Annotated in this window: 21 protein-coding genes; 14 read left to right on the top strand and 7 right to left on the bottom strand. The window is 43.5% G+C overall.

Annotation, left to right across the window (positions count from 1 at the left end; genetic code table 11):
- Nucleotides 1-179 precede the first annotated feature (179 nt).
- Together K6G33_RS05330 and K6G33_RS15250 are read right to left on the bottom strand one after the other, a co-directional pair.
- A complete protein-coding gene (locus K6G33_RS05330; protein ID WP_296777067.1) occupies nucleotides 180-512 on the bottom strand; it encodes a hypothetical protein in 333 nt (110 codons plus the stop codon).
- Between the two features lie 227 nt (nucleotides 513-739).
- The gene (locus K6G33_RS15250) at nucleotides 740-964 is read right to left on the bottom strand and encodes a hypothetical protein (RefSeq protein WP_367270479.1); all 225 of its coding nucleotides are present in this window, start codon (nucleotides 962-964) and stop codon (nucleotides 740-742) included.
- A gap of 188 nt (nucleotides 965-1152) precedes the next feature.
- Here K6G33_RS15250 and K6G33_RS05320 point away from each other — a divergent pair, with 188 nt between their 5' ends.
- The 7 genes from K6G33_RS05320 to K6G33_RS05290 all read left to right on the top strand — a co-directional run bounded on the left by K6G33_RS05320 (nucleotide 1153) and on the right by K6G33_RS05290 (nucleotide 6260).
- Entirely contained in the window at nucleotides 1153-1491 is a 339-nt protein-coding gene (locus K6G33_RS05320) for a hypothetical protein (protein ID WP_296777066.1), read from the top strand.
- 72 nt (nucleotides 1492-1563) lie between these two features.
- Nucleotides 1564-2223 carry a prolyl oligopeptidase family serine peptidase gene (locus tag K6G33_RS05315; protein ID WP_296777065.1) on the top strand — a complete coding sequence of 220 codons (660 nt, stop codon included), beginning with the start codon at nucleotides 1564-1566 and terminating at the stop codon, nucleotides 2221-2223.
- A gap of 167 nt (nucleotides 2224-2390) precedes the next feature.
- Nucleotides 2391-2690 (top strand): hypothetical protein, encoded by a 300-nt coding sequence (locus tag K6G33_RS05310; protein WP_296777063.1) that lies wholly within the window; start codon nucleotides 2391-2393, stop codon nucleotides 2688-2690.
- 119 nt (nucleotides 2691-2809) lie between these two features.
- Nucleotides 2810-4402 carry a ZinT/AdcA family metal-binding protein gene (locus K6G33_RS05305; protein WP_296777061.1) on the top strand — a complete coding sequence of 531 codons (1593 nt, stop codon included), beginning with the start codon at nucleotides 2810-2812 and terminating at the stop codon, nucleotides 4400-4402.
- Nucleotides 4403-4433: 31 nt separating this feature from the next.
- Nucleotides 4434-4985: a hypothetical protein gene (locus K6G33_RS05300; RefSeq protein WP_296777059.1), complete on the top strand. Its 552-nt coding sequence runs from the start codon at nucleotides 4434-4436 to the stop codon at nucleotides 4983-4985.
- A 185-nt stretch (nucleotides 4986-5170) separates the two neighbouring features.
- On the top strand, nucleotides 5171-6052 hold the full coding sequence (locus tag K6G33_RS05295) for a DegV family protein (protein WP_296777057.1): 882 nt from the start codon (nucleotides 5171-5173) through the stop codon (nucleotides 6050-6052).
- Between the two features lies 1 nt (nucleotide 6053).
- On the top strand, nucleotides 6054-6260 hold the full coding sequence (locus tag K6G33_RS05290) for a hypothetical protein (RefSeq protein ID WP_296777055.1): 207 nt from the start codon (nucleotides 6054-6056) through the stop codon (nucleotides 6258-6260).
- Nucleotides 6261-6306: 46 nt separating this feature from the next.
- Here the strand turns inward: K6G33_RS05290 and K6G33_RS05285 are convergent, their stop codons facing one another.
- From K6G33_RS05285 to K6G33_RS05265, 5 genes are all read right to left on the bottom strand, one after another.
- Nucleotides 6307-8250 (bottom strand): dockerin type I domain-containing protein, encoded by a 1944-nt coding sequence (locus tag K6G33_RS05285; protein ID WP_296777053.1) that lies wholly within the window; start codon nucleotides 8248-8250, stop codon nucleotides 6307-6309.
- Between the two features lie 248 nt (nucleotides 8251-8498).
- Complete coding sequence (locus K6G33_RS05280; protein ID WP_296777051.1) at nucleotides 8499-9722, bottom strand: NAD-dependent epimerase/dehydratase family protein; 1224 nt, start codon at nucleotides 9720-9722, stop codon at nucleotides 8499-8501.
- A gap of 41 nt (nucleotides 9723-9763) precedes the next feature.
- A complete protein-coding gene (locus K6G33_RS05275; RefSeq protein WP_296777049.1) occupies nucleotides 9764-10807 on the bottom strand; it encodes an acyltransferase in 1044 nt (347 codons plus the stop codon).
- Complete coding sequence (gene wecB, locus K6G33_RS05270) at nucleotides 10804-11973, bottom strand: non-hydrolyzing UDP-N-acetylglucosamine 2-epimerase (RefSeq protein WP_296777046.1); 1170 nt, start codon at nucleotides 11971-11973, stop codon at nucleotides 10804-10806. The genes K6G33_RS05275 and wecB overlap by 4 nt, the downstream gene beginning before the upstream one ends.
- Nucleotides 11974-11975: 2 nt before the next feature.
- Nucleotides 11976-13013: a polysaccharide biosynthesis protein gene (locus tag K6G33_RS05265; protein WP_296777044.1), complete on the bottom strand. Its 1038-nt coding sequence runs from the start codon at nucleotides 13011-13013 to the stop codon at nucleotides 11976-11978.
- Nucleotides 13014-13403: 390 nt separating this feature from the next.
- Between K6G33_RS05265 and K6G33_RS05260 the strand changes: the two genes are divergently transcribed.
- The 7 genes from K6G33_RS05260 to K6G33_RS05230 all read left to right on the top strand — a co-directional run bounded on the left by K6G33_RS05260 (nucleotide 13404) and on the right by K6G33_RS05230 (nucleotide 23010).
- Complete coding sequence (locus K6G33_RS05260; RefSeq protein WP_296777041.1) at nucleotides 13404-15320, top strand: hypothetical protein; 1917 nt, start codon at nucleotides 13404-13406, stop codon at nucleotides 15318-15320.
- Between the two features lie 122 nt (nucleotides 15321-15442).
- A complete protein-coding gene (locus tag K6G33_RS05255) occupies nucleotides 15443-17617 on the top strand; it encodes a leucine-rich repeat protein (protein WP_296777038.1) in 2175 nt (724 codons plus the stop codon).
- A gap of 94 nt (nucleotides 17618-17711) precedes the next feature.
- Complete coding sequence (locus tag K6G33_RS05250) at nucleotides 17712-18218, top strand: class D sortase (RefSeq protein ID WP_296777036.1); 507 nt, start codon at nucleotides 17712-17714, stop codon at nucleotides 18216-18218.
- Nucleotides 18219-18807: 589 nt separating this feature from the next.
- On the top strand, nucleotides 18808-19992 hold the full coding sequence (locus tag K6G33_RS05245; protein WP_296777068.1) for a DegT/DnrJ/EryC1/StrS aminotransferase family protein: 1185 nt from the start codon (nucleotides 18808-18810) through the stop codon (nucleotides 19990-19992).
- An 11-nt stretch (nucleotides 19993-20003) separates the two neighbouring features.
- Nucleotides 20004-20639: a sugar transferase gene (locus K6G33_RS05240; RefSeq protein WP_296777032.1), complete on the top strand. Its 636-nt coding sequence runs from the start codon at nucleotides 20004-20006 to the stop codon at nucleotides 20637-20639.
- Nucleotides 20639-22243, top strand: coding sequence for an HAD-IA family hydrolase (locus tag K6G33_RS05235; protein ID WP_296777029.1), 1605 nt, complete (start codon nucleotides 20639-20641; stop codon nucleotides 22241-22243). Before K6G33_RS05240 ends, K6G33_RS05235 begins: the two co-directional genes overlap by 1 nt.
- Nucleotides 22243-23010, top strand: a complete 768-nt coding sequence (locus tag K6G33_RS05230; RefSeq protein ID WP_296777028.1) for a LicD family protein — start codon at nucleotides 22243-22245, stop codon at nucleotides 23008-23010. Before K6G33_RS05235 ends, K6G33_RS05230 begins: the two co-directional genes overlap by 1 nt.
- The last annotated feature ends 15 nt before the right edge of the window (nucleotides 23011-23025 follow it).

Below are 23025 nucleotides of genomic sequence, written 5' to 3'. Positions count from 1 at the left end.
CTGTCGATACAAAACATTTCCATTTGATTTCGTTCCGCTCTGTTTTCGCTCACCATTCTACTCAGCTCCCTTCTCCTATATTATACCACATAAATGCGAAAAAGACCAGCTTTCGCTGGACTTTTTCGACAGGCTGAAAGGACCGCCTGTTACAGGCGATCCTTTAATTATATTATTCTTCATTGTTTGCAAAAAATATTGGAAATAGCGCAGCTTAATTCGTGGTAGATCTGGTCAAGCTCGAATGTCTCCAAATACTCATTGATATCATCTCTGAGATCAGTAGGCTGTTCATCTGTGTCGATGATAACGCTGTCTACTGAGTAATTGAAGTTGTTGTCCATGGTGAAGATAAGAACACCGCAATCGTTACACTTCTTTTCTAATATGTGTGTAACGAAATCGCTGCTTACTGGAAGGTATAAGCAATCGTAATCTTCGTCATAGACATAAGCGTTTGCACCTGTGGAAATCTCATCAAAAATTGCTCCTAACATTGAAAATAACTTCATGTAAAAGCCCCCCTAAAAATTAATTTATGTATATATAATACTATGAAAACGGTCTTTTGTAAATAGGAATTTGGGGAATGTTACAATTCATTAATTTTATTCGTGACACCTTATTAAAATTACACATAGTATCTTGGTGAAATTGACTATCGAAAAAGCGATGTTCAACACGGATTTGTGGACTTTTGAAATAAATCAGGGGAAGAAATTTTGTTAAAAAAACAGTTTTACGGTGCTAATGGTCCGACCTTTTTCAGTATGATTTTGCTTGATGAAGGAGTGATATATTCCATTATCAGAAGGCCATCTTTGCCTTCGGCGGTGTGGATATTTCCCACAATACTGCACAGATAAAGGATAAGACTGTCCTTATAGTCTCTGATTATCTCGGCGAGACCGTTCATGTCGCCTTCGTCGCGGAAACGGCGGTAGCTGCCTGCACCGTTGTCCATTGGTCATCTCCTTTCCGAAGAGGCATTTGCTCTTCATATATTACACGGAAAAAAGCACAGAAACCTCACACATATCATGATATATATTTGGTGTAAAAAAAGCAATATAGTCAACATGACTATTGAAAAAGCAAATAATAAATGATATAATGTATTGAGCGATATGTATTTATAAAAGAGGGGTAAATATGAGAAAAAGAAAAACAAAAAAAATCATTTTGATCGCAGTGTTGGTATTTCTGCTGATATCTTTCATAGTAGGGTATATGATAACTTCATGGCATATGAACAGGAGCTTCGGACGAGCTGATTATCCCGAGGCTGGCGAATCGGCAACATGGTTTTACGATCACTATGAAAAGGACTATCCGCGAGAAGCTGTTGATTTCAAGTCAGGTGAGAATACTCTCAAAGGCTTTATATATGGTATGGACAACGACAGGGGAGTGATCGTATTTGCTCATGGCATCGGCATGGGACACGAGAGATATCTTAGCTTGATAACGCGGCTTGTAGATCGTGGCTGACGAGTATTTTCGTATGATGCAACAGGCTGCGGATATAGTGAAGGCAGCGGCTCGGTCGGACTTGCGCAGTCGGTGATCGACCTTGACAACGCCCTTGACGTTGCCGAGAGTGACCCGCGCATGAAGGATATGGACAAATATGTTCTCGGTCACAGCTGGGGCGGCTATGCAGCAGCAGCGGTACTTAATTTCGATCATGACATAAAGGCTTGCGTCACCATGTCCGGCTATAATTCGCCGTACGAGAAGCTTACAGAGTTCTGCGACGAGCAGTACGGCATTTTAGGAAAGCCGATTTATCCTATCATATGGTTATACAACAAGGCGACATTCGGCAAGGATTCGTCATGGAAGGCAGTTGACGGCATAAACAAGTCAGGAATACCTGTTGAGATCATGCACGGTACAGCTGATGATGTTATACAATACAATGGAGCAGCTATAATAGCTCACAAGGACGAGATAACGAACCCGAATGTGAAGTACGTAACATTTTCTGACGACGGCAGGAACGGACACAGTTCATACTTTACAACTGCCGAATATGCAAAGTATGAGGCTGAAGAAAGAATAGACGAAAGGTACGAAGAGCTTGAGGAGAAGTACGACGGAGAGATCCCGCATGATGTGCTTGTGGAGTTTTGTTCGGGGATAGATCAGGAACTCTACAATACTTGCGATGAGGACTTTGTGGAGATGATAGACAGTTTCTTTAAAGAGAATACTAACTGAACGACGGACTGCGGAACACTGCTTAAATGTTCCGCAGTTTTTTGTTATTTAAGTGAAATTATAGTGAAAAGACGGGAGCGCACTTGACAAGCAGGCAAAACGTGGTATAATATTATGTGTAAAAATGAAATTGATTCTCAATTTTAGCGAATGAAAGGAGCATTTACATGGCAGGCAAAAGAACACGGCTTACAGCAGCTTTGACGGCTTTGATCGTTATGCTTGTCATATTCTGTTCCTCTGTATTTATTATAGAGCATATTGACCACGAGTGTACAGGAAGCGACTGTGCGGTATGTATGGAGCTTACACAGTTCCGTTCCAATCTTCACATACTGGGCACAGCCGTAACGCCTTTCTCGGTTGCAGCTGCACTCATCATCATGGTGGCGGAGCTCACATTGTTGGTCAGAACAGCCTTGTGCAGCAGTACGCTTATTACTCTGAAGGTAGAGCTTCTCAATTGAATATACGGCAAAAAACGGCTGTGCCGGAGCACAGCTGCACGACCGCAGAACACGGGGGTATAATACCCTTTATTGTTCTGCCCTGAAAAGCATATATTCAAATTGGAGGTTCATTTTTTATGTTCAGAAAGAAAAGCTTGACAGCATTAAGTCTTATTACAGCAGCTCTTACTCTTACAAGCTGCGGAGCAAATTCATCGGCAAGTACAAAGGAGAATTCATCAAAAAGCGGCAGCAGTAAGCGATTAAGCATCGTATGCACGATTTTTCCTGAGTATGACTGGGTAAAGGAGATAATGGGCGATCATGCCGCTGATGCAGATATAACCTATCTTCTCGACAGCGGAACAGATCTGCATAACTATCAGCCAACAGCCGAGGATATAATGAAGATATCCACCTGTGACCTGTTTATCCATGTAGGAGGCGAGTCAGACAAATGGGTGGAAGATGCTCTCAGCGGATCGGTAAACAAGGATATGAAGATCATTGATCTCATGGAGACTCTCGGCGACAAGAAAAAGGTCGAGGAGCTTAAAGAGGGAATGCAGGAAGAAGAACACGATCATGAGCATGAGCACAGCCATGAACACAACGGCGACTTTGAGGATTCAGACGTAAAGGACAGAACACTTTCCGAGTTTGACGGCAGCTGGCAGTCAACATATCCTCTTTTGCTGGACGGCTCTCTTGATGAGGTATGGGAGTATAAGGCAGAGAATGACGACACTATGACAGAGGAGGATTACAAGAAGAAGTACATCACTGCATATGATACAGATGTTGTTACAATAAATATCAAGGCTCCGACCATAGAGTATGTTACAGCCGACAAGACGATAAAGGCTGATTATGACTACAGCGGCTACTATATCAGGACAAAGGACGACGGTTCGAGACAGGTTCGCTATAAGTTCGAGAAGACAACAGGAGATGACGAAGCCGCAAAGTATATCGTATTTTCCGACCATAATATCGAGCCTTCCGAGCCTGAGCGTTTCCACCTTTACAGCGGAAACGAGGGCTTTGATACGCTTGTTGAGGAGGGAACACACTTCCCGACATATTATCCGTCCGCTTTAAGTGCAGAGGATATTGTTGACGAGATGACAGGCGGACATGAGGAAAAGCATGACAAGGATCATGAAGGTCATGATGAGGACGAAGAAGAGGAAGAGTATGACGAGCACGTATGGCTCTCACTCAGAAATGCAAAGCTCATCTGCACAGAGATAGCAAATACACTTGCAGAGGTTGATGCTGCAAATGCAGAAGATTACAAGACCAACCTTAATAATTATACTTCAGAGCTTGACGCACTTGACAAGGAGTTCAGTGATATTTCTGATACAGCAAAGAACAAGACACTGATATTCGGTGATCGTTTCCCGTTCCGTTATCTTGTTGACGATTACGGTATCGACTACTACGCAGCATTTATCGGCTGCTCGGCAGAAAGCGAAGCAAGCTTTGAGACAATAAGCTTCCTTGCAGGAAAGCTTGATGAGCTCGGCTGTGACACTATCTTCACCATAGAGAATTCGGATAAATCCATTGCGGAGTCTATTATCAGGAACTCAAAGAATAAGGACTGCGAGATAGCCGAACTTAATTCAGTCCAGTCCGTATCAGCAAACGAGATAAGCAGCGGAGTTACATATCTTTCATTGATGAAACAGAACTATGAAGTCCTGAAAAAATACTTTGCATAAAGCAAAAAACGTCATTAACGGAGGAATAAACATGAGAGCATTAAAAATTGCGGCATTGATATCAGCAGCGGCAATAAGTCTTTGTTCATGCGGTTCAGAAGCTGCGGCAAAGAGCGGACAGGAGGTGACTTCTGCCGCATCTGAGGCTGTCGCTCCATCTTCCAAAGAGAAAACGACAATAGGCAGTATAACTCCGAAGGAGGAAGCTTTTGAAACGAACAGCGGATATGACGTTGATCTTACCGAGCTCAACTCGTCGATGGTATATGCTCAGGTCTACGATATGGTGAACCGACCTGATGATTACAAGGGAAAGACAGTCAGAGCTAAGGGCAATTTCTCATATTTCAAGGACGCAGCGACAGGCAAAGAGTATTTTGCAGTTCTTATCAGTGATGCAACAGCCTGCTGCAAGCAGGGGATAGAATTCGTACTTGACGGTGATTACACCTATCCTGACGATTATCCTGCACTGGACACCGAGATAACGGTATCGGGAAACTTTAATTTCTACAAAGACGGTGATTATACATACTGTCAACTTCTCAATGCCAAGATCGAAGATCAGAAGCTCTCATGGTAAGCTATAAACAATTTAAATACCCTGATTTAAAAATACAATACAAGCTCCGAAGACGACCGTTCTTCGGAGCTTTTCCGTTTGCGGAGAAATATGGTCATATTGACAAAAAGGCTATATAATGGTATAATCAGCCTATGGGAAAACATACTGATGGGTATGAAAGCTGATCGAAATGAGGAACTTGAATGAAAACTGCTGTAATGACTGACACCAATAGTGGTATAACACTGGAGGAGGGCAGGAGAAATGGTATATACGTGCTGCCGATGCCTGTGATTATTGACGGAAAGGATCACCTTGAGGAGCTGACGCTGAGCAATGATGAACTGTACAAGGCTTTGAACGAGAACAAGGATATCGTATCATCACAGCCTTCTCCGGGAGCATTGACAGAGATGTGGGACAGCGTACTTTCCGACGGGTATGACGAGCTGGTATATATACCGATGTCCAGTGGGCTCAGCGGCTCGTGCAGCACAGCGAAGGCTTTGTCTGCCGAGTATGACGGAAAGGTAGTGGTTGTGGACAATCATCGCATATCGGTAACGCTTCTGGACGCGGTATATGACGCAAAGTATTACGCAGACAAAGGCATGACAGCTGCTGAGATAGATGCAGAGCTTGAAGCCGATGCATACAGAAACGATATATATATCACGCTGAACTGCATGAAACGGATAAAAAAGACAGGCAGAGTCACCGCAGCAGGAGCTGCGATAGCAACGGTACTAAATCTCAAGCCCATACTGAAGATACAGGGCGGAAAGCTTGATGCATATTCAAAGGCGAGAGGAATGGCAGCGGCGGAGGAGAAGATTCTGGAAGCCGTACATAAGGATCTTGAAGAGAAGTATGCCGATGTACCTGTTGAGCATATAAGCATCGGAGCATCAGGCACACATGAGACCGAAGAAGAAGCGCAGAAATGGGTCGAGAGGATAAAGTCCGAATTCAAGGGCTATCATGTTATATACAGACCCTTGTCGTGCAGTATAGCATCTCATGTGGGAACAGGAACGCAAGGAGCTGCAATAGGTGTCACAGCCCGTTCGCTTAGCGGAGAATGATATGTTGAGCAGAAAGGCGCTATTAGCGGAGATGCTCAGGCATGATGTACCGAACAGGATTAAAACTGGTGCTGTCGGAATTTTTCATGCAGAAGGCGAAAAAAACGTGATCTATACATTCAGTCGATTTAGCGGCAGGATAATAGCAAGATACGGCAAACTGAAACTGCCTGTATATATTTATTCTGACAGGGAGATTATGAAGTAAACAAGCCCTCACCGTAAGGTGAGGGCTATTATGTATTGAAGCGGAATTATTTAAGGTAGCCTAAGGTTATACCTGTTCTGGAGAATACTTCATTGGAAAGGAGAGCGATATCGCAGCTGTCGATAACGCCGTTCTGGTCGATGTCGGCAGCAAGGAACTTGTAATGAGCAGCGATACTGCCGTCGTCGAAGCTGTTGTTTGCCAGATCGCGCAAAGCGCTTACATCGGAGCTGTTGACATACGAGTCGCCGTTTACGTCGCCGACCATGAGCGGACGCTCAACCCATTCAAAGTTGTATGTTCTTCCGTTGGCAAGCTCAAAGCGTGAACCTTTGATCTTTCCTGTGTTGTTCCATGTTATAGTATTATTGCCGTCATTGTTGCAGTCAGCATAAGTGAAGGTATCTCCGTCAATGCCTGTAATGAAGATGCTGTGCGGGAATTTGCCGAGGAATGAAAGGCGGAGATGATCGCCTATGCGAGGGATATAATTATTGCTGTTTTTGAGCTGTAAATACTTGGTAGTGCCGAAGTACTCATACTGGAGCTTCTTTGCGAATCCTGCACAGTCGTAGTAGGGTTCTTCCTTTTCGTATCTGAATGAGGAGTCATAGCCTTCAAAGAATGTAGTATTAAGTGTAACATAATTTCCGTATGTACGCGAATCAAGAAATCTATCGCAGTTTTTGAGGTCTTTTATACATTCTTTTGTTGTACCGTCAGAATCCATTACAGATGTTAAATAGGTACACCAATGTGAACCGTCAGTGAATTTTACTGATTCTGCCTTTTTAAAATTCTTCATAGCTTTGTTTGAGCCGAGATATTTCTGTGAGGCGTATACAGTAAGGTCTCTTTTGACAGATTCGATATCATTTTGTGTGATAGCCGAATCGTTATCTGCATCAGCTGATCTGAAACTGCGATCGTTTCCGAGAGCAGAATAGTTACCGCTGAGGTAGCTTTCGATCACAGCGATATCCTTTGTATCAACGATACCGTCGTTGTTGGCATCGCCCTTGATATAAACGTGAGCCGCATCGAAAGCATTATTGATGATATCAAGGTACTGTTCTCTCTTATACTCCTCAACAGCTGAGACAGCAGCAGTAACAGCTCTGCGGCAGTCCGAGAAGGAGGCGAAACGAGTTTCCTTAGTAATGTCCTTCATTTTCTCCATTGAATCGAACCATATTTTTGTCAGGTCATCTCTTGAGATACCATTTTCAGACATGAGGTATGCGGCGTGGGAGATTATCATGGCACCGTCTGCATTTGAAGGGGTATAGTTCGGATCCTTCAGGGCGCTGAGAAATTCGTCATAATCCGTGAAGAAAGTATTTTCCTTGATGTTATAGTTTGAGTCGGGATTAAGAGTTGCATCAGGGTCAGCGATATCTCTTAAAGAGTAGGGTCTGTCCTGTCTTACAAAAATGTCGGTCGCAATTTTCCAGTCAGGAGTCTTGTCGCATAATTCTCCCATTATATCGCTGTAAGCTTCCATAAGGCAAGTAGTTTCGAGATTATCTGTGGCACACCATTCAAGCTTTGAACCTGTTACCATGTGTGTGAACTCATGTGCCAGAGCATCAATATCAGATGCCATATTTTTCATCAGATAACCATCGCCCTCGCCGACGTTGATATAGAACGGCATTGCTCTCAGGTCTGTTTTAAAGCGTGGTTTTGCATAGTATACACTGGGGATCCTTCCCTTGTAGCCCTGACCGTCATAATTGTACCAGCCGAGGTCTTCATAGAAACTGAGTACCTCCTGTAAACGCTCTTCCACGAGGCTTGAGTAATCATCAGCGGGAGTTGATGATTGATTATCAGCAGGTTCAAATCTATCGCTGAATGGACGCAGTTTTTTTCCTGTTTGATATCCCGTATCAACATCATCGGAAGCATTTGCCGCAGGTATCTGAATGGCTGAAAAAGCGCATGATAGTGCTAAAATTGAGGGTATAAGCTTATTGTGTTTTTTCATTTTTAAAACTCCTTTTTATGAATAAAGATGTGATGAATTGTTTGAAGTGACAGCTGCATTGAAGCGTTCATATTAAGAATACTCGGCGTAGGAGTAAGTAATCGGACGAATATTTACCATAAAAATATGATTTAGTGCAGTATTGTGCGATTTTTATTGGAGAAAGACAAGCTGCGACGAGAAGAAAACAGAACATGGAGAATGAAAAAGGCAGCCATTCGGCTGCCTTGGGTATGTTTGCGATGATATCAGACCTTTTCAAAGAACGTATCGGGACGTTTCGGGTCGAACTGCTCATTTGCCCACATAACGGTCACAAGTTTCTCGGTATCGGAGAGATTAATGATATTATGGGTATAACCTGGGAGCATATGAACAGCCTGGATCCTGTCGCCTGAGACCTCGAATTCCAAGATCTCATCTGAACCGATCCTGCGTTCCTGAATAAGAGCGTGACCGCTTACGACGATAAAGAATTCCCACTTGCTGTTATGCCAGTGCTGACCCTTTGTGATGCCAGGTTCGGAGATATTCACGCTGAACTGACCATGGTCGGCGGTTTTCAGGAGCTCTGTAAAGCTTCCGCGGTCATCGCAGTTCATTTTCAGGTCGAAAGCGACCTTTTCTTTTGGAAGATATGAGAGGTACATGGAGTAAAGCTTTTTTGCGAAGCTTCCGTCGGGGATAGACGGCATTACCAGAGATTTCGGCTGATCGCGGAAAGTATGCAGTAGCTCGACTATTTCACCGAGGGAAGCCTTATATGTCACAGGAGCATAGCAATAGCGTCCGTTTTCACAGGGCAGCGGAGTAAGTCCGTCGAAGCCGTTTTCACCGGCGGCAGGGTAGTCTGCACGGTGGGGGTGACCTTCTGCAGCGTCATACATCTCCTCGATAAGATCGTCGATGAACAGCATTTCCAGCACAACGCTCGGATCATTTACGGTTATCGGCAGATCATTGGCGATGTTATTGCAGAACGTTCCGACTGCTGAGTTATAGTTTGGGCGTATCCATTTTCCGACCAGATTCGGGAAGCGATAAACGTAGACCTTTGCACCGGTTTCCTCGGCATATCGGAAAAAAAGCTCCTCGCCGTCACGTTTTGAGAGCCCGTATTCCGAGGTCCCGAAGCGTCCTGCGAGAGTTGCCTGAATAGACGAGCTCAGCATTACGGGGCAGGTATTTCCGTGTTTTTTCAGTGTATCGAGAAGTATTTCTGCGAAGCCGAAATTCACTTCGCGGAACTCTTTTGTATCTTTTGGTCTGTTCACACCTGCGAGGTTGAAAACGAGATCGCAGTTTCTGCAAAATCCGTCCAGTTCCTCTAAGGTATTATTTTTGTCATATTCGTATATATTGTCAATGCTTATCGCAGGTCTTGTTTTGTTTTTGCCGTCGCGGATATTTTTTAGGTTTTCCACGAGATTTCTGCCTGCAAAGCCTGCTGAACCGGTAACTAAAATATTCATAATAACGTCCTTTACTTGGAAAGAATTATTTTGCGCGAGTATTACTCGGCGGTATTTCGGGAGATCGTCCGCATTTTTTTCATTTTCGACGACCAGCTTCCCACAGTCCTGAATGAGATATAGGAGCAGATAATAGTCAGAACAGCAACTGCCATACCATAACCCCAGCTGCCCGTCCAGCCCTTGGTGATGAAGATGTTCACGATTATCATATGCCACAAGAAAATACCATATGATATATCATTTCGGAGAGCGAGTTTCGGGAATCTGTAGGCAAATCCGATAAGTCCTGTTACCAAAAGCAGAGACCAGAGTACGTTATATCCTGCGTAGATATCGACTCGTGTAACGAATGGGATAATGGCTGCAACAAGGAAAACATAGAAGTATTTAGAGATGAACGGCAGCGCCTTATCCTTGAATTCAGCGAGGAAACAGCCGAAGAAAAACAGCCAGCAATACCTGATTATCGTTTGTCCGTACAGCTTTAGGAGTATCTCCGAGCCAAGCTTTTCTGCCGCGAAATGTCCGATGATGCTTGCGAGGATCAGACAGGCGTTGACTGCTGCCAAGATATACCATTTTCTCTTGTTCATGAACTTTCTGATGAGCCATGCGATGATGTAGAACTGTATCATCACGCATATAGTCCAGAGAGCTCCGTTTGGAGTTCCGCAGCCGTAGCCTCTCAGGGAATTCGGTGTCCAGAATTGAAAGAAAGTTGCCTGAGTAAATGTGAATACGGCAAGATGTTTTGCATTGAAGCTTCGGTAAAAAATAACTATTGATATGATCTCAAAGGCTACAGCGAGCCATAATTCGGGGTATATTCTCCAGAAGCGTTTTTTCAGATATTCCTTGTATGAAGCCGAAGTCTTCACCGAAAATGATATCAGGAAGCCGCTTATGACAAAAAATATGGGGACTCCGTTGAAATAGGAGATAAGATAGCGCGGTATCTTCGGCAGTTGCAGATGAAGCTGCAAATGACCGAGCATTACCTGCAATGCGGCTATGAGCTTTACCAGAGAAAGGCAGTTGTCACGGTATGATCGGTCGGTGTTTTGGGCTGTGGTACGGGTCATATATCCTTCCTCCAGACCATTTTATCAATAACACCCGTATAACTCTGTATGATCTTCACCACCTTGTCGGAAACATTGATATCCGTGTAATCGGGCACGGGGACAGCTCCGCCGTTTTTCTCGCTGCGCACCATTTCTACGGCGGTATCAACAGCCTGTAAAAGCCCCTTTGTATCTATGCCCGAAAGTATAAAGCAGGCTTTGTCGAGAGCTTCGGGACGCTCTGTGGAAGTTCTTATGCAGACCGCAGGTATGGGCTTTCCGACAGATGTGAAGAAGCTGCTCTCCTCGGGGAGAGTACCGCTGTCGGAAACTACGGCAAATGCATTCATCTGAAGGCAGTTGTAATCGTGGAAGCCGAGCGGTTCGTGCTGTATGACTCTCGGATCAAGCTTGAAGCCCGATGCTTCGAGCCGCTTTTTTGAACGGGGGTGGCAGCTGTAAAGTATGGGCATATCGTACTTTTCAGCCATTTTGTTTATCGCCGTGAACAGGCTGGTGAAGTTCTTTTCAGTGTCGATATTTTCTTCGCGGTGAGCTGAGAGCAGGATATATCTGCCCTTTTCCAGACCTAAGCGGCTGTGGATATCCGAGGCTTTGATCGCTTCAAGATTCTCCGTGAGTACCTCTGCCATAGGTGATCCCGTGACGTATGTCCTCTCTTTTGGAAGTCCGCAGTCCGCAAGATAACGCCTTGCGTGTTCTGAGTAGGCAAGGTTCACGTCGCTTATGATATCGACTATGCGGCGGTTAGTCTCCTCTGGGAGACACTCGTCCTTGCAGCGGTTTCCTGCTTCCATGTGGAAAATTGGTATATGCAGGCGCTTTGCACCGATAACGGAAAGGCAGGAATTGGTATCGCCCAGAACAAGGACGGCATCAGGTTTGAGTTCCGCCATAGCCTTGTAGCTTGAAGAGATGATATTTCCCATAGTTTCTCCGAGATCACTGCCGACTGCATCGAGGTACAGTTCCGGATCATCAAGACCCAGATCCCTGAAAAAAACGCCGTTCAGATTGTAGTCGTAGTTCTGACCTGTGTGGACAAGGAGGGTATCGAAATACTTCCTGCATTTTTTTATTACAGCGGCAAGACGGATTATCTCGGGTCTTGTGCCGACAATTATCATCAGTTTTATTTTGCCGTTTTCTTTCCATGAAGCCATTTTCACACATCTCCCAACTGTTCTTTAACATAGTCTGTTGTAAGTATCTTTTTCACGACACCGTCCACATCGAGGAGAGTAGTATTATGGGAAGTATAGCTGTCCTCGGCTTCTGTCATGACCTGTCCCTGAACGAAGAATTTATCATAGTTCAGGTCGCGGTTGTCGGCGGATACGCGGAAATACTGTCCCATATCCTCGGAACGCAGCCGCTCCTCGCGTGTCATAAGGGTCTCGTACAGCTTCTCGCCGTGTCGTGTACCGATGATGTTCGTGCCCGTATCGCCGAATAATCGCTGTACTCCTTTGGCAAGATCACCGATGGTGCTGGCATCTGCTTTCTGTATGAAAAGATCTCCGGGTGAAGCGTGGTTGAAAGCAAAGCGTACAAGCTCGACAGCTTCATCGAGGTTCATGAGGAATCGCGTCATTGCAGGATTGGTTATGGTTATAGGCTGTCCTGATTTGATCTGGTCGATAAACAGGGGAATGACAGAGCCGCGGCTGCACATTACATTTCCGTAGCGTGTGCAGCATATGACAGTGCCGCCTCTTTCGGCAGCAACTCGTGCATTGGCGTATATTACGTGTTCCATCATTGCCTTGGAGATGCCCATTGCATTTATAGGATATGCTGCTTTGTCTGTGCTGAGGCATACTACCTTTTTAACTCCTGCGTCTATGGCAGCGTGAAGGACGTTGTCTGTTCCCTCGATGTTGGTCTTTACTGCCTGCATGGGGAAAAATTCGCAGGATGGTACCTGTTTCAGGGCGGCAGCATGGAATATATAGTCCACTCCGGGCATTGCATCGGCTACAGACCGAGGATCGCGGACATCGCCTATGTAAAACTTGACTTTGCCTGCATATTCGGGATATTTAGCCTGTATATCATGCCTCATGTCGTCCTGTTTTTTTTCATCGCGTGAGAATATCCTTATCTGACCGATATCTGTGGTCAGAAAATGTTTTAGTACGGTAGAACCGAATGAACCCGTTCCACCTGTTATCATTATAGTTGCGCCGTTAAATTCACTCATACTTCCGCAGCTCCTATTTTTATCGTTATTTTGATTATATCAATTAAGCTGATAAAAGTCAAGGTCATGACTTTATAGTGCGGAGCAGCGTCTGTATACCCATGGGAAGGTTTTACCGCGGTCAGGCAACTGTCGCATATCTGTGGAATGCTGCCTTTGTCGTATCAACTCCTTTCACTAACGGTGCATAATAGGGGAATATTCAAGGTAAATGCTTTGTATTTCAGAAAAATATTTTTCAGCTTTGTATAACTGCACAAAAGTGACATAGCTGTTTTGTGCAATACTGAGATATTTTTTGGACTGATGTCGATGTTGCTGCCGATCATTGTTTTGACTCGGAAATAATGCTATAATAATGTTATAATATGCGGAAAAGGAGATATGAAAATGCCGGGAAATGAAAAATTATACTATGAAGACATAGATGAATTTATAAAAAATTACGTTGAAGAAGATAAGTCGGGCAGGGCAATAATGCTCACAAGCGGCTGGGGTACGGGAAAAAGTTACTACATAAAGCACGAACTGAAGGATTATCTCGAAAGTCATGGATATAAATGTGTTATTGTTTCACTTTACGGTCTGACTGATATTTCTGAGATCAGCAAGGCTATTTATGTCGAGCTGCGGTCACTTATAAAGCCTTCCGGTTCGGAAGCAGTGAATTCCTTTATGGTCTTCGGAAAGACTTTCGTAAACGGTCTTATAAGCAAGGTCGGTATTGATTTTAATAAGGCTGATAAAGAGCTTCTGAAGGTGTACAGATCGGTAAAGCTCGACAAGAAATTCGTTATATTTGAAGATGTTGAGCGAACAAAGATCGACCTTGTTGAGCTTTTGGGCTATGTCAACGGACTGTGCGAGGGCGATAACTATAAAGTCATGCTTGTGGCAAATGAGAATGTCATCGGTAAAAGGTATGAATACGCTCATGAAAAAAGAAAAATAATCGGAATACTTGACGAGAAGTATGCTCAGTATCAAAAGGCTAAAGAAAAAACCATCGGTGATACTATAAGATTCAATTGTAACCTTGAATACACAGTAAAACAGATTTTGGCTGATTTTGGCATTCCTTCCGATGAAAAATACATAAAAGAAATTGTTAATGTTATGACGGATATGAAAAGCTACAATATGCGCTCGTTCCAATATGCCTGTCAGAAATACAGCGATATTAAAAAGAAGTTAAAGCCTGTATATGACCTTGATGCTCAAATAGATAAGACGCTTTTCCACAGTATCATTGCGTATATACAGCTCATAGACAGCGGCGAGAAAGCCGTTTTTAAGAAAGATTCGCCAATGTCTAATGCACTGGGAGAAAATGACAAGTATCATATTTTCAGATTTGCGTATGACTACATAAACAGACAGAGATTCGATGAAAATGAGGCGAAAAGACAACTCGAAAATTACAGCGAATATTGCAGAAGCAGTGCGTGGAACAAGGGTACAGATGAAGACCTGAAAGTTATCAAGGATTTTACGGTGGCAGAGGAGAAACATCTAAGAGATGCAATAAAAAATATTCCTGCTAAGATCGAAAATGGTGAAATAACTTATTGGGACTACTGCGATCTTATTGCTTCGCTTTTGAATATTGAGGTGGAATATGAAGGAAAGATAGATTCAAATTATAGTGCTATTTTTGATCTTATGATAGAAAAACTGAAAGAAACAGATAAAAAAGATGAGATTAAAGCACAGGGGCTTTATAAGTCTGTCACAGTTTATTCGCCATTGCAAGAAATCTATGATGATAAAATATTTGAAATGGAAGAAGCTCTTGATTATCACGGCGTATTAGATGCTAAAAGTGACCCTGCCATGCTTGAAAAGCTTGGTGGAATGAAAATTGTTGAGTTAAAGAAAAGAATCGGAGAAGAGGGCTTTTCAAATGTTTTTGATGTTGATGATTTCTGTTTCATGTTGGAAAATAGCTCGGCAAAACAGCTTTCCATAATATTTAATATCTTGGACGGGTCATATTCATACTATGATCAAGACAGAATACTTGAAGATAATGAAGAACTTATAACAATAAGAGATAAAGCCAGAACCTTGAAAGACAGTAAAGAGCATGATATCATAAAGAAAAAGTGGTTTGAGCATATCGCTAATAATTTAGAACAAGTGCTAAGTATTGAGGATTCATGGAATAAAATTATGAGAGAAAAGAAAGACTCGCAGGATAAGGTTGAGACTGAGATAAAAATGTTGGCAAAAGAAGAAAAGCCTGTTAATAATGAGGTAGATGCTGAAATAAAAAAACTGGCGGAAAGCGAAACACCTGTATGTTAATAATTACGATTTTTATTGAATTTTTACAGAGGAAATGATATAATATAACTATAGTGTTGGCGAATTTTTAATTATATCCGACAAATGTATTAAACAATTATATTGACGAAAGGGTGGGAATTATGAAAAAAACGATAAACAGATTTTTTGCGGCGCTGATCGCTTGCCTTGTGGCTTCGATGATGTTCGTACCAATGGGCGTTGTTGCGGAGGATATGCAGAATGATACGGAAATGAGTGAGAGTGACAGAGAATATCAGGAATATCTGGAAAATTACAGCGGCTTGAGAGTAATATGCAGCGGAAAATGCGGTGATAATATAACATGGTATAGAGATTTTGACGATTTTTTGAGAGTAAGTGGTACAGGAGAACTGAAACGCGATGAGTATGGAAAGTTACCATGGGATTACGGAGCAAGAGAAGTATATATTGAAGATGGTATTACAAGTATAGAGGGTGATTTTAGCAATAATGAATATCTATATCTTGTCACCATACCTGAAACAGTTACCAGAATTAATAATCTTACATTTGAAAATTCTGAAAATATATATAGAGTGGCGATTCTTAATCCTGAATGTGAGATAGATACATCGCATTTGGTTTTGCCTGATAATCCTATTTGGGAATATAGGGGCGCGGATTCAGAATATTTAGTTGACTTTCCCAGACCTTTTATTTATGGTAAAGAAAATTCAGCAGCAAGTGAATTAGCAGATGAATATGATCGTTACTTTATTGATATATATGGAGAAAGAAGTCTGGATGTAATTAAATGGTCAATAGATGGTAATACACTTACAATAAAAGGAAATACTTTAATGAACCATCAATTTTTTGATTGGTTTTTTGCTAAAGGATATATTGAAAAAATTATATTGAAAGATGGTGTACGTCAAATTGGGCCGAATGCATTTATGTATTTTGAAAAGCTTAAAGAAATTGATGTTCCAAGTAGTATTGAAAGTATAGGCTACTTTTCTATGACTGGATGTACGAACCTTGAAAAAATAAATATATCGAAAAAATTTTCTGATTTGATTATATCAAATGATGCTTTTTTAGGTACAAAATGGCTGAGAAATATCGAGGGACCGTTAAGAATTGTTGATAACGTACTTATTGACGGCCATAGCTGCACAGGAGATGTGGTGATCCCTGATAATGTTGAAAAGATTGTTCCTTGTGCAATGAATAGATGTAAAAAAATCAAATCCGTATATATCGGAGATAATGTAAAGGAAATAGGCGGATATGCATTTCACGAATGTCCATTACTTGAAAAAGTAATCATCATGAATAAAGACTGTAAAATGCCTGGAGGTGATCAACCGATTTCTAATGCAACTATATATGGATTTACAGGTTCTACAGCTGATATATTTGCTAAGGAAAACGATTACAAATTCGTAGCGTTAGATGAGCCGCCGACTACAACGGCTGTTACATCTGTAACAACTAATACAACAATGACAGAATCAACGTCAGCTTTTACAAGCGTGACCACTTCAACAGAAACGGTCACAAGCAAGTCAACGACCGAATCAACGTCAGCTTCGACACGTAAGACCACTTCACAGACAACTGCTTCGACGAGCAAGACAACATCGGCTACTACAAAGCCGCGCGTAAGAACTACGCTGCCCTATACTGAAACCTATCAGTATTCATATACTGTTACAATGCCTATTATGTACGAACTTGAAAAGATAAATTCTTATCCGACTAAGACTGTTTACTATGAAGGTGAAGATCTCGATCTTTCAGGTATTTCATATACTGTATCAAGTTTTTACTATTGGTTCGATGACAGAAACGGCGGAGGCAAACATACATTTGGTGGATATACTGAAAAAGATCCTGAAGTCGATCCGAACCGTGCGATTATCAAGGATGAAAACAACAATAAATACAGCGGAGCTGATTTCAGCAAACTGCAAGCTGGTAAATATAAAGTTGGTTATGGCTTTGCGTTTCCTGAATCACCGGGGACGAATAGGTCAGGTTTTGAGTTGTCTTATGATGTGGTCATTAAACCTTTCCAAAGTTCTACGACCTCAAATACCACGGTAACAACTAATACAACAACTACCGAATCAACGTCAGCTTCTACAAGCAAGACCACTTCGCAGACAACTGTGTCAAGCAGTTCCGTAACAATTACGGAAACTACCAAGCAGGGAACTTTGCCTTCGACGGGCTATTCGTCGGTATATATGGTGATAGCGGGCTTTGCTGTTGTATTGATGATAACAGGCGGCGCACTTGCTGTTTCAAAACGTAAAGAAGAATAAGATCAAAGTTGGTTGCATAGTATCTTTTACAGACTTATACTGAAAGGGGGAGCGCTGCCGGACAGCGGCGCTCTCATTACAACGTGAATAATATATGAATAATAAACTAAAACGCAATATTGGTATAATAATGATAGCCTGCGGAGTATCGGTCCTCTCACTGATGGCATATCGCAAGATCAGCAGAGAGATCTACCTCCGCAGACTGCTGAAGGACAACATTGTATTTGAAGTGCCGCGGCTCGATATCAGAGTCCCCGTGCTGGAGGGAACTGACAGCAAATCGCTTCAGGTCTCGGCAGGTCACTTCGAGGGCACAGGCGCTCTCGGACACGGGAATTACTGCATTGCAGGTCATAACAGTACGATTTATGCAGAAATATTCAATGACCTTGATAATATCAGAACGGGAGATGAAATGTATCTCGTGGATATTGACGACAAAAGAACCAAATATGAGTATATCGTTGACGAATACAAGGTCGTAGAGCCGAATGAGGTCGAAGTGCTGAAGGACTTCGGCGATGACAGGCTCACTGTTATTTCTTGTACCGATGACGGAAAACAGAGACAGGTAGTCGTGGGTAAACTGAAAAAATAATATATAAATAAACCATGGTTTTAAGTTGGTATTTGTTGATGGTGGCTAATATTGGGCTTGCATTATTGACACAAAGTATAATATTGTGATATAATGTGACAGATAAAAACACATTGTTCAACTTCATGACATCGGTCGTTTTTTATAGAAATGTGCAGTATTGCCATTTACAAATATTTGATAATTGCGCTTTTATGTCAGAAGATCATTCTGTATCCCAGGCATAGTGTAAATGCAGGTACAGTGTGCCTGCATTTGTTTTTATGTTGGGCATTGTCAGGAGCAGATCACTTTTGATGTGAGTATAATCGGGGAAAGTGCGTTCTCGGAATGGATAAGCGGCATATTCCGTGAACATTATCGCGTGTGATAGAAAGAAGGATGTTATATGAAAATAGCATTGCCTGCAAATATAATGGGATCTTTGGGGGAGTTTCAGTCCGATTCGCTGGTAAACGGCAACCTTGTCAGAGATATCAAAGAGCTGAACTGCAATGACGGCGAGGTCTCAAAAATAGATTTTAAAACATCTCCGAGATTTGCGGGGATAAAGCCTTTGGAGAAAAAGGTATGGCTCGCTTCACCTACCATGCACAAGGAAGAAAGAGAGTGGGTGGACGAGGCAATACGCACAAACTGGGTATCCACTGTTGGTGCGAATATAAACGAAGTGGAAAAACAGGTGGCTGAATACGTGGGCTGCAATTACAGCGTGGGTCTTTCATGCGGTACTACTGCTCTTCACCTCGCAGTCAGACTTGCAGGCGAAAAAATATACGGCGTTCCGAAGGTGGGACACGGCAGCCTTGAAGGCAGGCGCGTTTTCGCTGCCGATATGACCTTCTTTGCTACTGTCAACCCTATTACATATGAGGGCGGTGAACCTGTTTTCATTGATACCGAAAGAGAAACATGGAATATGGATCCTGCTGCTCTGGAAAAAGCTTTTGAGCTGTATCCTGATGTTAAGCTCATCGTTATCGCTCACCTTTACGGCACTCCCAGCAAAATTGACGAGATAAGAAGTATTGCCGACGCTCACGGCGCTCTGATAGTGGAGGACGCTGCGGAGTCTCTGGGAGCTTCCTATAAAGGAAAACAAACAGGAACTTTCGGCGATTTTTCTATAATTTCATTCAACGGAAACAAGATAATCACAGGCAGTGCAGGAGGTATGTTCCTGTGCTCGGATAAGTCCGATGCGGATAAGATACGCAAATGGTCTACTCAGAGCCGTGAAGCTGCTCCGTGGTATCAGCATGAGGAGCTTGGCTATAACTATCGCATGAGCAATATCATCGCAGGTGTTATACGCGGTCAGCTGCCCCACCTTGAAGAACATATCGCTCAGAAAAAAGCTGTATTTGAACGCTACAGGGACGGACTTGCAGATCTGCCGATAAAAATGAATCCCTTCGATGCCGAGAACAGCGTTCCGAATTACTGGCTGAGCTGCATGATAATCGACGAAGATGCTATGACTCCGCAGGTGCGCGGCGATATGGACTTTATGTATCGCAGCGAGCATGGCAAGAGCTGTCCGCAGGAGATACTCGAAGCACTGTCAGCTTTCAACGCCGAGGGCAGACCTGTCTGGAAACCTATGCATATGCAGCCGATCTACGAAAATCATGGCTTTGTGAAGGCTTCCGATGACGGTATTGATGTGGGTGCAGATATCTTCAGACGCGGCGTTTGCCTGCCGTCTGATAACAAGATGACAGCGGAAGAACAGAACGTTCTCATCGAGATCATTCACAGATGTTTTAAGTAAAGGGATCATTTATGAAAAAACATAAGCCTTACGGTCTTTACGAGAGATTTTTCAAGCGCCCGCAAGACCTTTGCTGTGCTTTGCTGGCGCTTATCATTCTTTCGCCTGTTATGCTGGTAACGGCTGTGCTTGTGCGGATAAAGCTGGGCTCGCCCGTGCTCTTTATCCAGAAAAGACCCGGCAAAGACGGAAAAATATTCAAGATGTACAAGTTCAGGACTATGCTGCCGCCGAAAAACGGAGTGATAGACCCCGCAAAGGACGGGGAAAGAATGACCTCATTCGGAAAAAAACTGCGGGCATTGAGCCTCGATGAGCTGCCTGAGCTTTTTAATATTATCAAAGGCGATATGTCCGTTGTAGGGCCGCGCCCCCTGCTTGTTCAGTACCTTGACAGATATAACGAGCATCAGGCGCGAAGACATGAAGTGCGCCCCGGCTTTACGGGACTGGCTCAGATACACGGCAGAAATTCTATTTCATGGGAAGAAAAGTTCGATTGGGACGTAAAGTATGTGGATCATATCACTTTCACAGGCGATTGCAGGATAGTCATGGATACTGTAAGAAAAGTCCTGAAACGTGAGGGCATAAATGCTGTCGGTGAGGCTACAATGAGCGAATTTATGGGAACAGAGGAAAGATAATGCGGATTTTATTTACAGGTGTGGGAAGAAGGATCGAGCTTTTGCAGGCTTTTCGCAGCGCTGCATTGGTGCTTGGGAAGGAACTGTTCATATACGGCGCAGACATGGCGGGAACAGCTCCTGCGCTGGCGTACTGCGACTTTACAAGAAAAGTTGCTGCAATGAAGGATCCTGCGTACATAGACGACCTGCTCGGGATATGCAGGGCGGACAGCATTGACCTCGTTATCCCTACCATAGATACCGATCTTATCGTCCTGAGCGAGAATAAGGAGCGCTTTGAAAGCATCGGCACAAAGGTGCTTATCAGCTCCCCTGAGATGATACGCATATGCCGCGATAAGAATTATACCTCAAAGTTCTTTGAAGACTGCGGGCTTCATTCGCCTGCACCTGTCAATAACCTGCGTGATTACAACGCAGGATATCCTGCGTTTATCAAGCCCAAGGACGGAAGCAGCTCCATAAATGCTTTCAGGGTCGGCAATGAGACTGAGCTTGAAGCATATGCGGAAAAGATCGGGGACTACATAGTCCAGCCTTTTATAAGCGGCCGTGAATATTCGGTCGATATCTTCTGCGATATGAACGGAGAGCCTGTATCCATTGTCCCAAGGGAAAGACTCCAGATCAGGGCAGGAGAAGTCCTGAAAACACAGATATTTATGGACCCTAAGATGATCGCGGACGCTGAACACATTTGCAAAGCTTTCAAGCCGCGCGGTCCGCTGACTGTGCAGATTATACGCGATGAAAGCGGTACAGACTGGTATATCGAGATAAATCCGCGGTTCGGCGGAGGTTCTCCGCTCTCAATGAAGGCGGGGGCGGGAAGCGCAGAAGCAATACTCAGGCTGCTCGACGGTGAAAAGGCAGGTCGTATCGACAAAATAAACGATGGCGCAGTGTACAGCCGCTTTGACCAGTCTGTGTGCATAAGCGGTAATATTAACGGCATTAAGGGCGTTATATTCGATCTCGACGATACCCTGTATCCCGAAAAAGAATACGTCAGATCAGGATATAAGGCGGTCTCTGAGTATCTTGGCGGCGGCTTTGAGGAGAAGCTGCGGCAGTATTTCCTGTGCGGAAAGCTTGCTGTTGACGAGGTGCTGAAGGAGACAGGACGCGAAGCTCAGAAGGCAGAGGTGCTTGAAGTATACCGCTCCCATGAACCTGATATACAGCTGTACAGCGGTGTGAAGGAGCTGCTTATATATCTGAGGAGCAGAGGCATCAGGACAGGCATAATCACAGACGGTCGTCCCGAGGGTCAGCGAAATAAGCTGAAAGCGCTCGGACTTGAAGATCTTGTCGATGATGTCATTATCACAGACGAGCTCGGCGGTGTGCAGTTCCGCAAACCCTGCGATATCGCCTTCAGGATCATGCAGACACGGTGGAGACTTTCTGCGTCGGATATAGTCTACGTCGGCGATAACTCCGTCAAGGACTTTCAGGCTCCGCAGCAGCTGGGCATGAAGCATATTTGGTTCAGAAATGCGGACGGATTGTATAACAGCAGAGAATGTCCGTCTGTGAACGATAAGACTGCGGCAGACAGTATGCAGGAGCTTATCGAGCTGATAAAGGAGTGTCTGTAATGGACTTTGAAAATAAGTACGGTATGCTTGAAACGCAGAAGTACTTTCTGCCGATAATGGATCATATTGACGGGATATGCAGAAAGCACGGTATTAGGTATACTCTCAGTGACGGCACTCTTTTAGGCGCTGTCAGACATAAAGGATTTATACCCTGGGACGACGATATAGATATCGCACTCGATCGCAAAAACTATAAAAAGCTGCTCGCTGTACTGAAAAGTGAACTCGGCAGTGAGTATACTATCGTAAGAGATATTTGGCTGGTCAGGGTGACCCGAAAGGATAACAGCAGGAAAAATTCTATCCCTCCCGAAAGATGCCTCGATCTGTTCGTTTTCGACAATGCTCCCGATAATGCTGCTGCAAACAGGATCAAAGACACCCTTATCAAGATATTGCAGGGAATGCTGAAAAAAGATGTAAGATATAAAGGCTTTTCCTCGATAGCTAAGGCGGAGCTGTTTATTACTCATATGATCGGTCTGCCTTTCAGTCAGAAAACTAAGCAGAAATGGTTCGATAAGGTCTCTCAGTGGGGGAACGGCAGACAGTGTGCGAAAAAAGCCCGCTATGGCTGTATGTTCAAAAATATAAGCAGGGTGAGATTCCCTTCGGATATCACGTCTGAATATACAGAGCTTGAATTTGAGGGCAGAAAATATATGGCAATAAAGCAATGGGATACTTTTTTATCGGTAGTTTACGGGAATTATATGGAGCTGCCTGCGGAGGAGGAAAGAGTTCCGCAGCATATAAAGGATTAGTTCTGCCTGAGTTTC

It is taken from the genome of Ruminococcus sp. (genome assembly GCF_024691275.1).
Classification (GTDB): domain Bacteria; phylum Bacillota; class Clostridia; order Oscillospirales; family Ruminococcaceae; genus Ruminococcus.
The sequence above is the reverse complement of the archived record's forward strand: the minus strand, read 5'-3'. Positions and strand labels throughout refer to the sequence as shown.

What these genes read in the sequence shown, in the direction of transcription:
- K6G33_RS15250 (WP_367270479.1), bottom strand. Translation starts at nt 964, where the DNA reads ATGGACAACGGTGCAGGCAGCTACCGCCGTTTCCGCGACGAAGGCGAC.
- K6G33_RS05255 (WP_296777038.1), top strand. Translation starts at nt 15,443, where the DNA reads ATGAAAAAAACGATAAACAGATTTTTTGCGGCGCTGATCGCTTGCCTT.
- K6G33_RS05230 (WP_296777028.1), top strand. Translation starts at nt 22,243, where the DNA reads ATGGACTTTGAAAATAAGTACGGTATGCTTGAAACGCAGAAGTACTTT.
- K6G33_RS05245 (WP_296777068.1), top strand. Translation starts at nt 18,808, where the DNA reads ATGCACAAGGAAGAAAGAGAGTGGGTGGACGAGGCAATACGCACAAAC.
- K6G33_RS05280 (WP_296777051.1), bottom strand. Translation starts at nt 9,722, where the DNA reads ATGAATATTTTAGTTACCGGTTCAGCAGGCTTTGCAGGCAGAAATCTC.
- K6G33_RS05285 (WP_296777053.1), bottom strand. Translation starts at nt 8,250, where the DNA reads ATGAAAAAACACAATAAGCTTATACCCTCAATTTTAGCACTATCATGC.
- K6G33_RS05330 (WP_296777067.1), bottom strand. Translation starts at nt 512, where the DNA reads ATGAAGTTATTTTCAATGTTAGGAGCAATTTTTGATGAGATTTCCACA.
- wecB (WP_296777046.1), bottom strand. Translation starts at nt 11,973, where the DNA reads ATGGCTTCATGGAAAGAAAACGGCAAAATAAAACTGATGATAATTGTC.
- K6G33_RS05295 (WP_296777057.1), top strand. Translation starts at nt 5,171, where the DNA reads ATGAAAACTGCTGTAATGACTGACACCAATAGTGGTATAACACTGGAG.
- K6G33_RS05265 (WP_296777044.1), bottom strand. Translation starts at nt 13,013, where the DNA reads ATGAGTGAATTTAACGGCGCAACTATAATGATAACAGGTGGAACGGGT.
- K6G33_RS05250 (WP_296777036.1), top strand. Translation starts at nt 17,712, where the DNA reads ATGAATAATAAACTAAAACGCAATATTGGTATAATAATGATAGCCTGC.
- K6G33_RS05290 (WP_296777055.1), top strand. Translation starts at nt 6,054, where the DNA reads ATGTTGAGCAGAAAGGCGCTATTAGCGGAGATGCTCAGGCATGATGTA.
- K6G33_RS05305 (WP_296777061.1), top strand. Translation starts at nt 2,810, where the DNA reads ATGTTCAGAAAGAAAAGCTTGACAGCATTAAGTCTTATTACAGCAGCT.
- K6G33_RS05260 (WP_296777041.1), top strand. Translation starts at nt 13,404, where the DNA reads ATGCCGGGAAATGAAAAATTATACTATGAAGACATAGATGAATTTATA.
- K6G33_RS05275 (WP_296777049.1), bottom strand. Translation starts at nt 10,807, where the DNA reads ATGACCCGTACCACAGCCCAAAACACCGACCGATCATACCGTGACAAC.
- K6G33_RS05240 (WP_296777032.1), top strand. Translation starts at nt 20,004, where the DNA reads ATGAAAAAACATAAGCCTTACGGTCTTTACGAGAGATTTTTCAAGCGC.
- K6G33_RS05300 (WP_296777059.1), top strand. Translation starts at nt 4,434, where the DNA reads ATGAGAGCATTAAAAATTGCGGCATTGATATCAGCAGCGGCAATAAGT.
- K6G33_RS05320 (WP_296777066.1), top strand. Translation starts at nt 1,153, where the DNA reads ATGAGAAAAAGAAAAACAAAAAAAATCATTTTGATCGCAGTGTTGGTA.
- K6G33_RS05310 (WP_296777063.1), top strand. Translation starts at nt 2,391, where the DNA reads ATGGCAGGCAAAAGAACACGGCTTACAGCAGCTTTGACGGCTTTGATC.
- K6G33_RS05235 (WP_296777029.1), top strand. Translation starts at nt 20,639, where the DNA reads ATGCGGATTTTATTTACAGGTGTGGGAAGAAGGATCGAGCTTTTGCAG.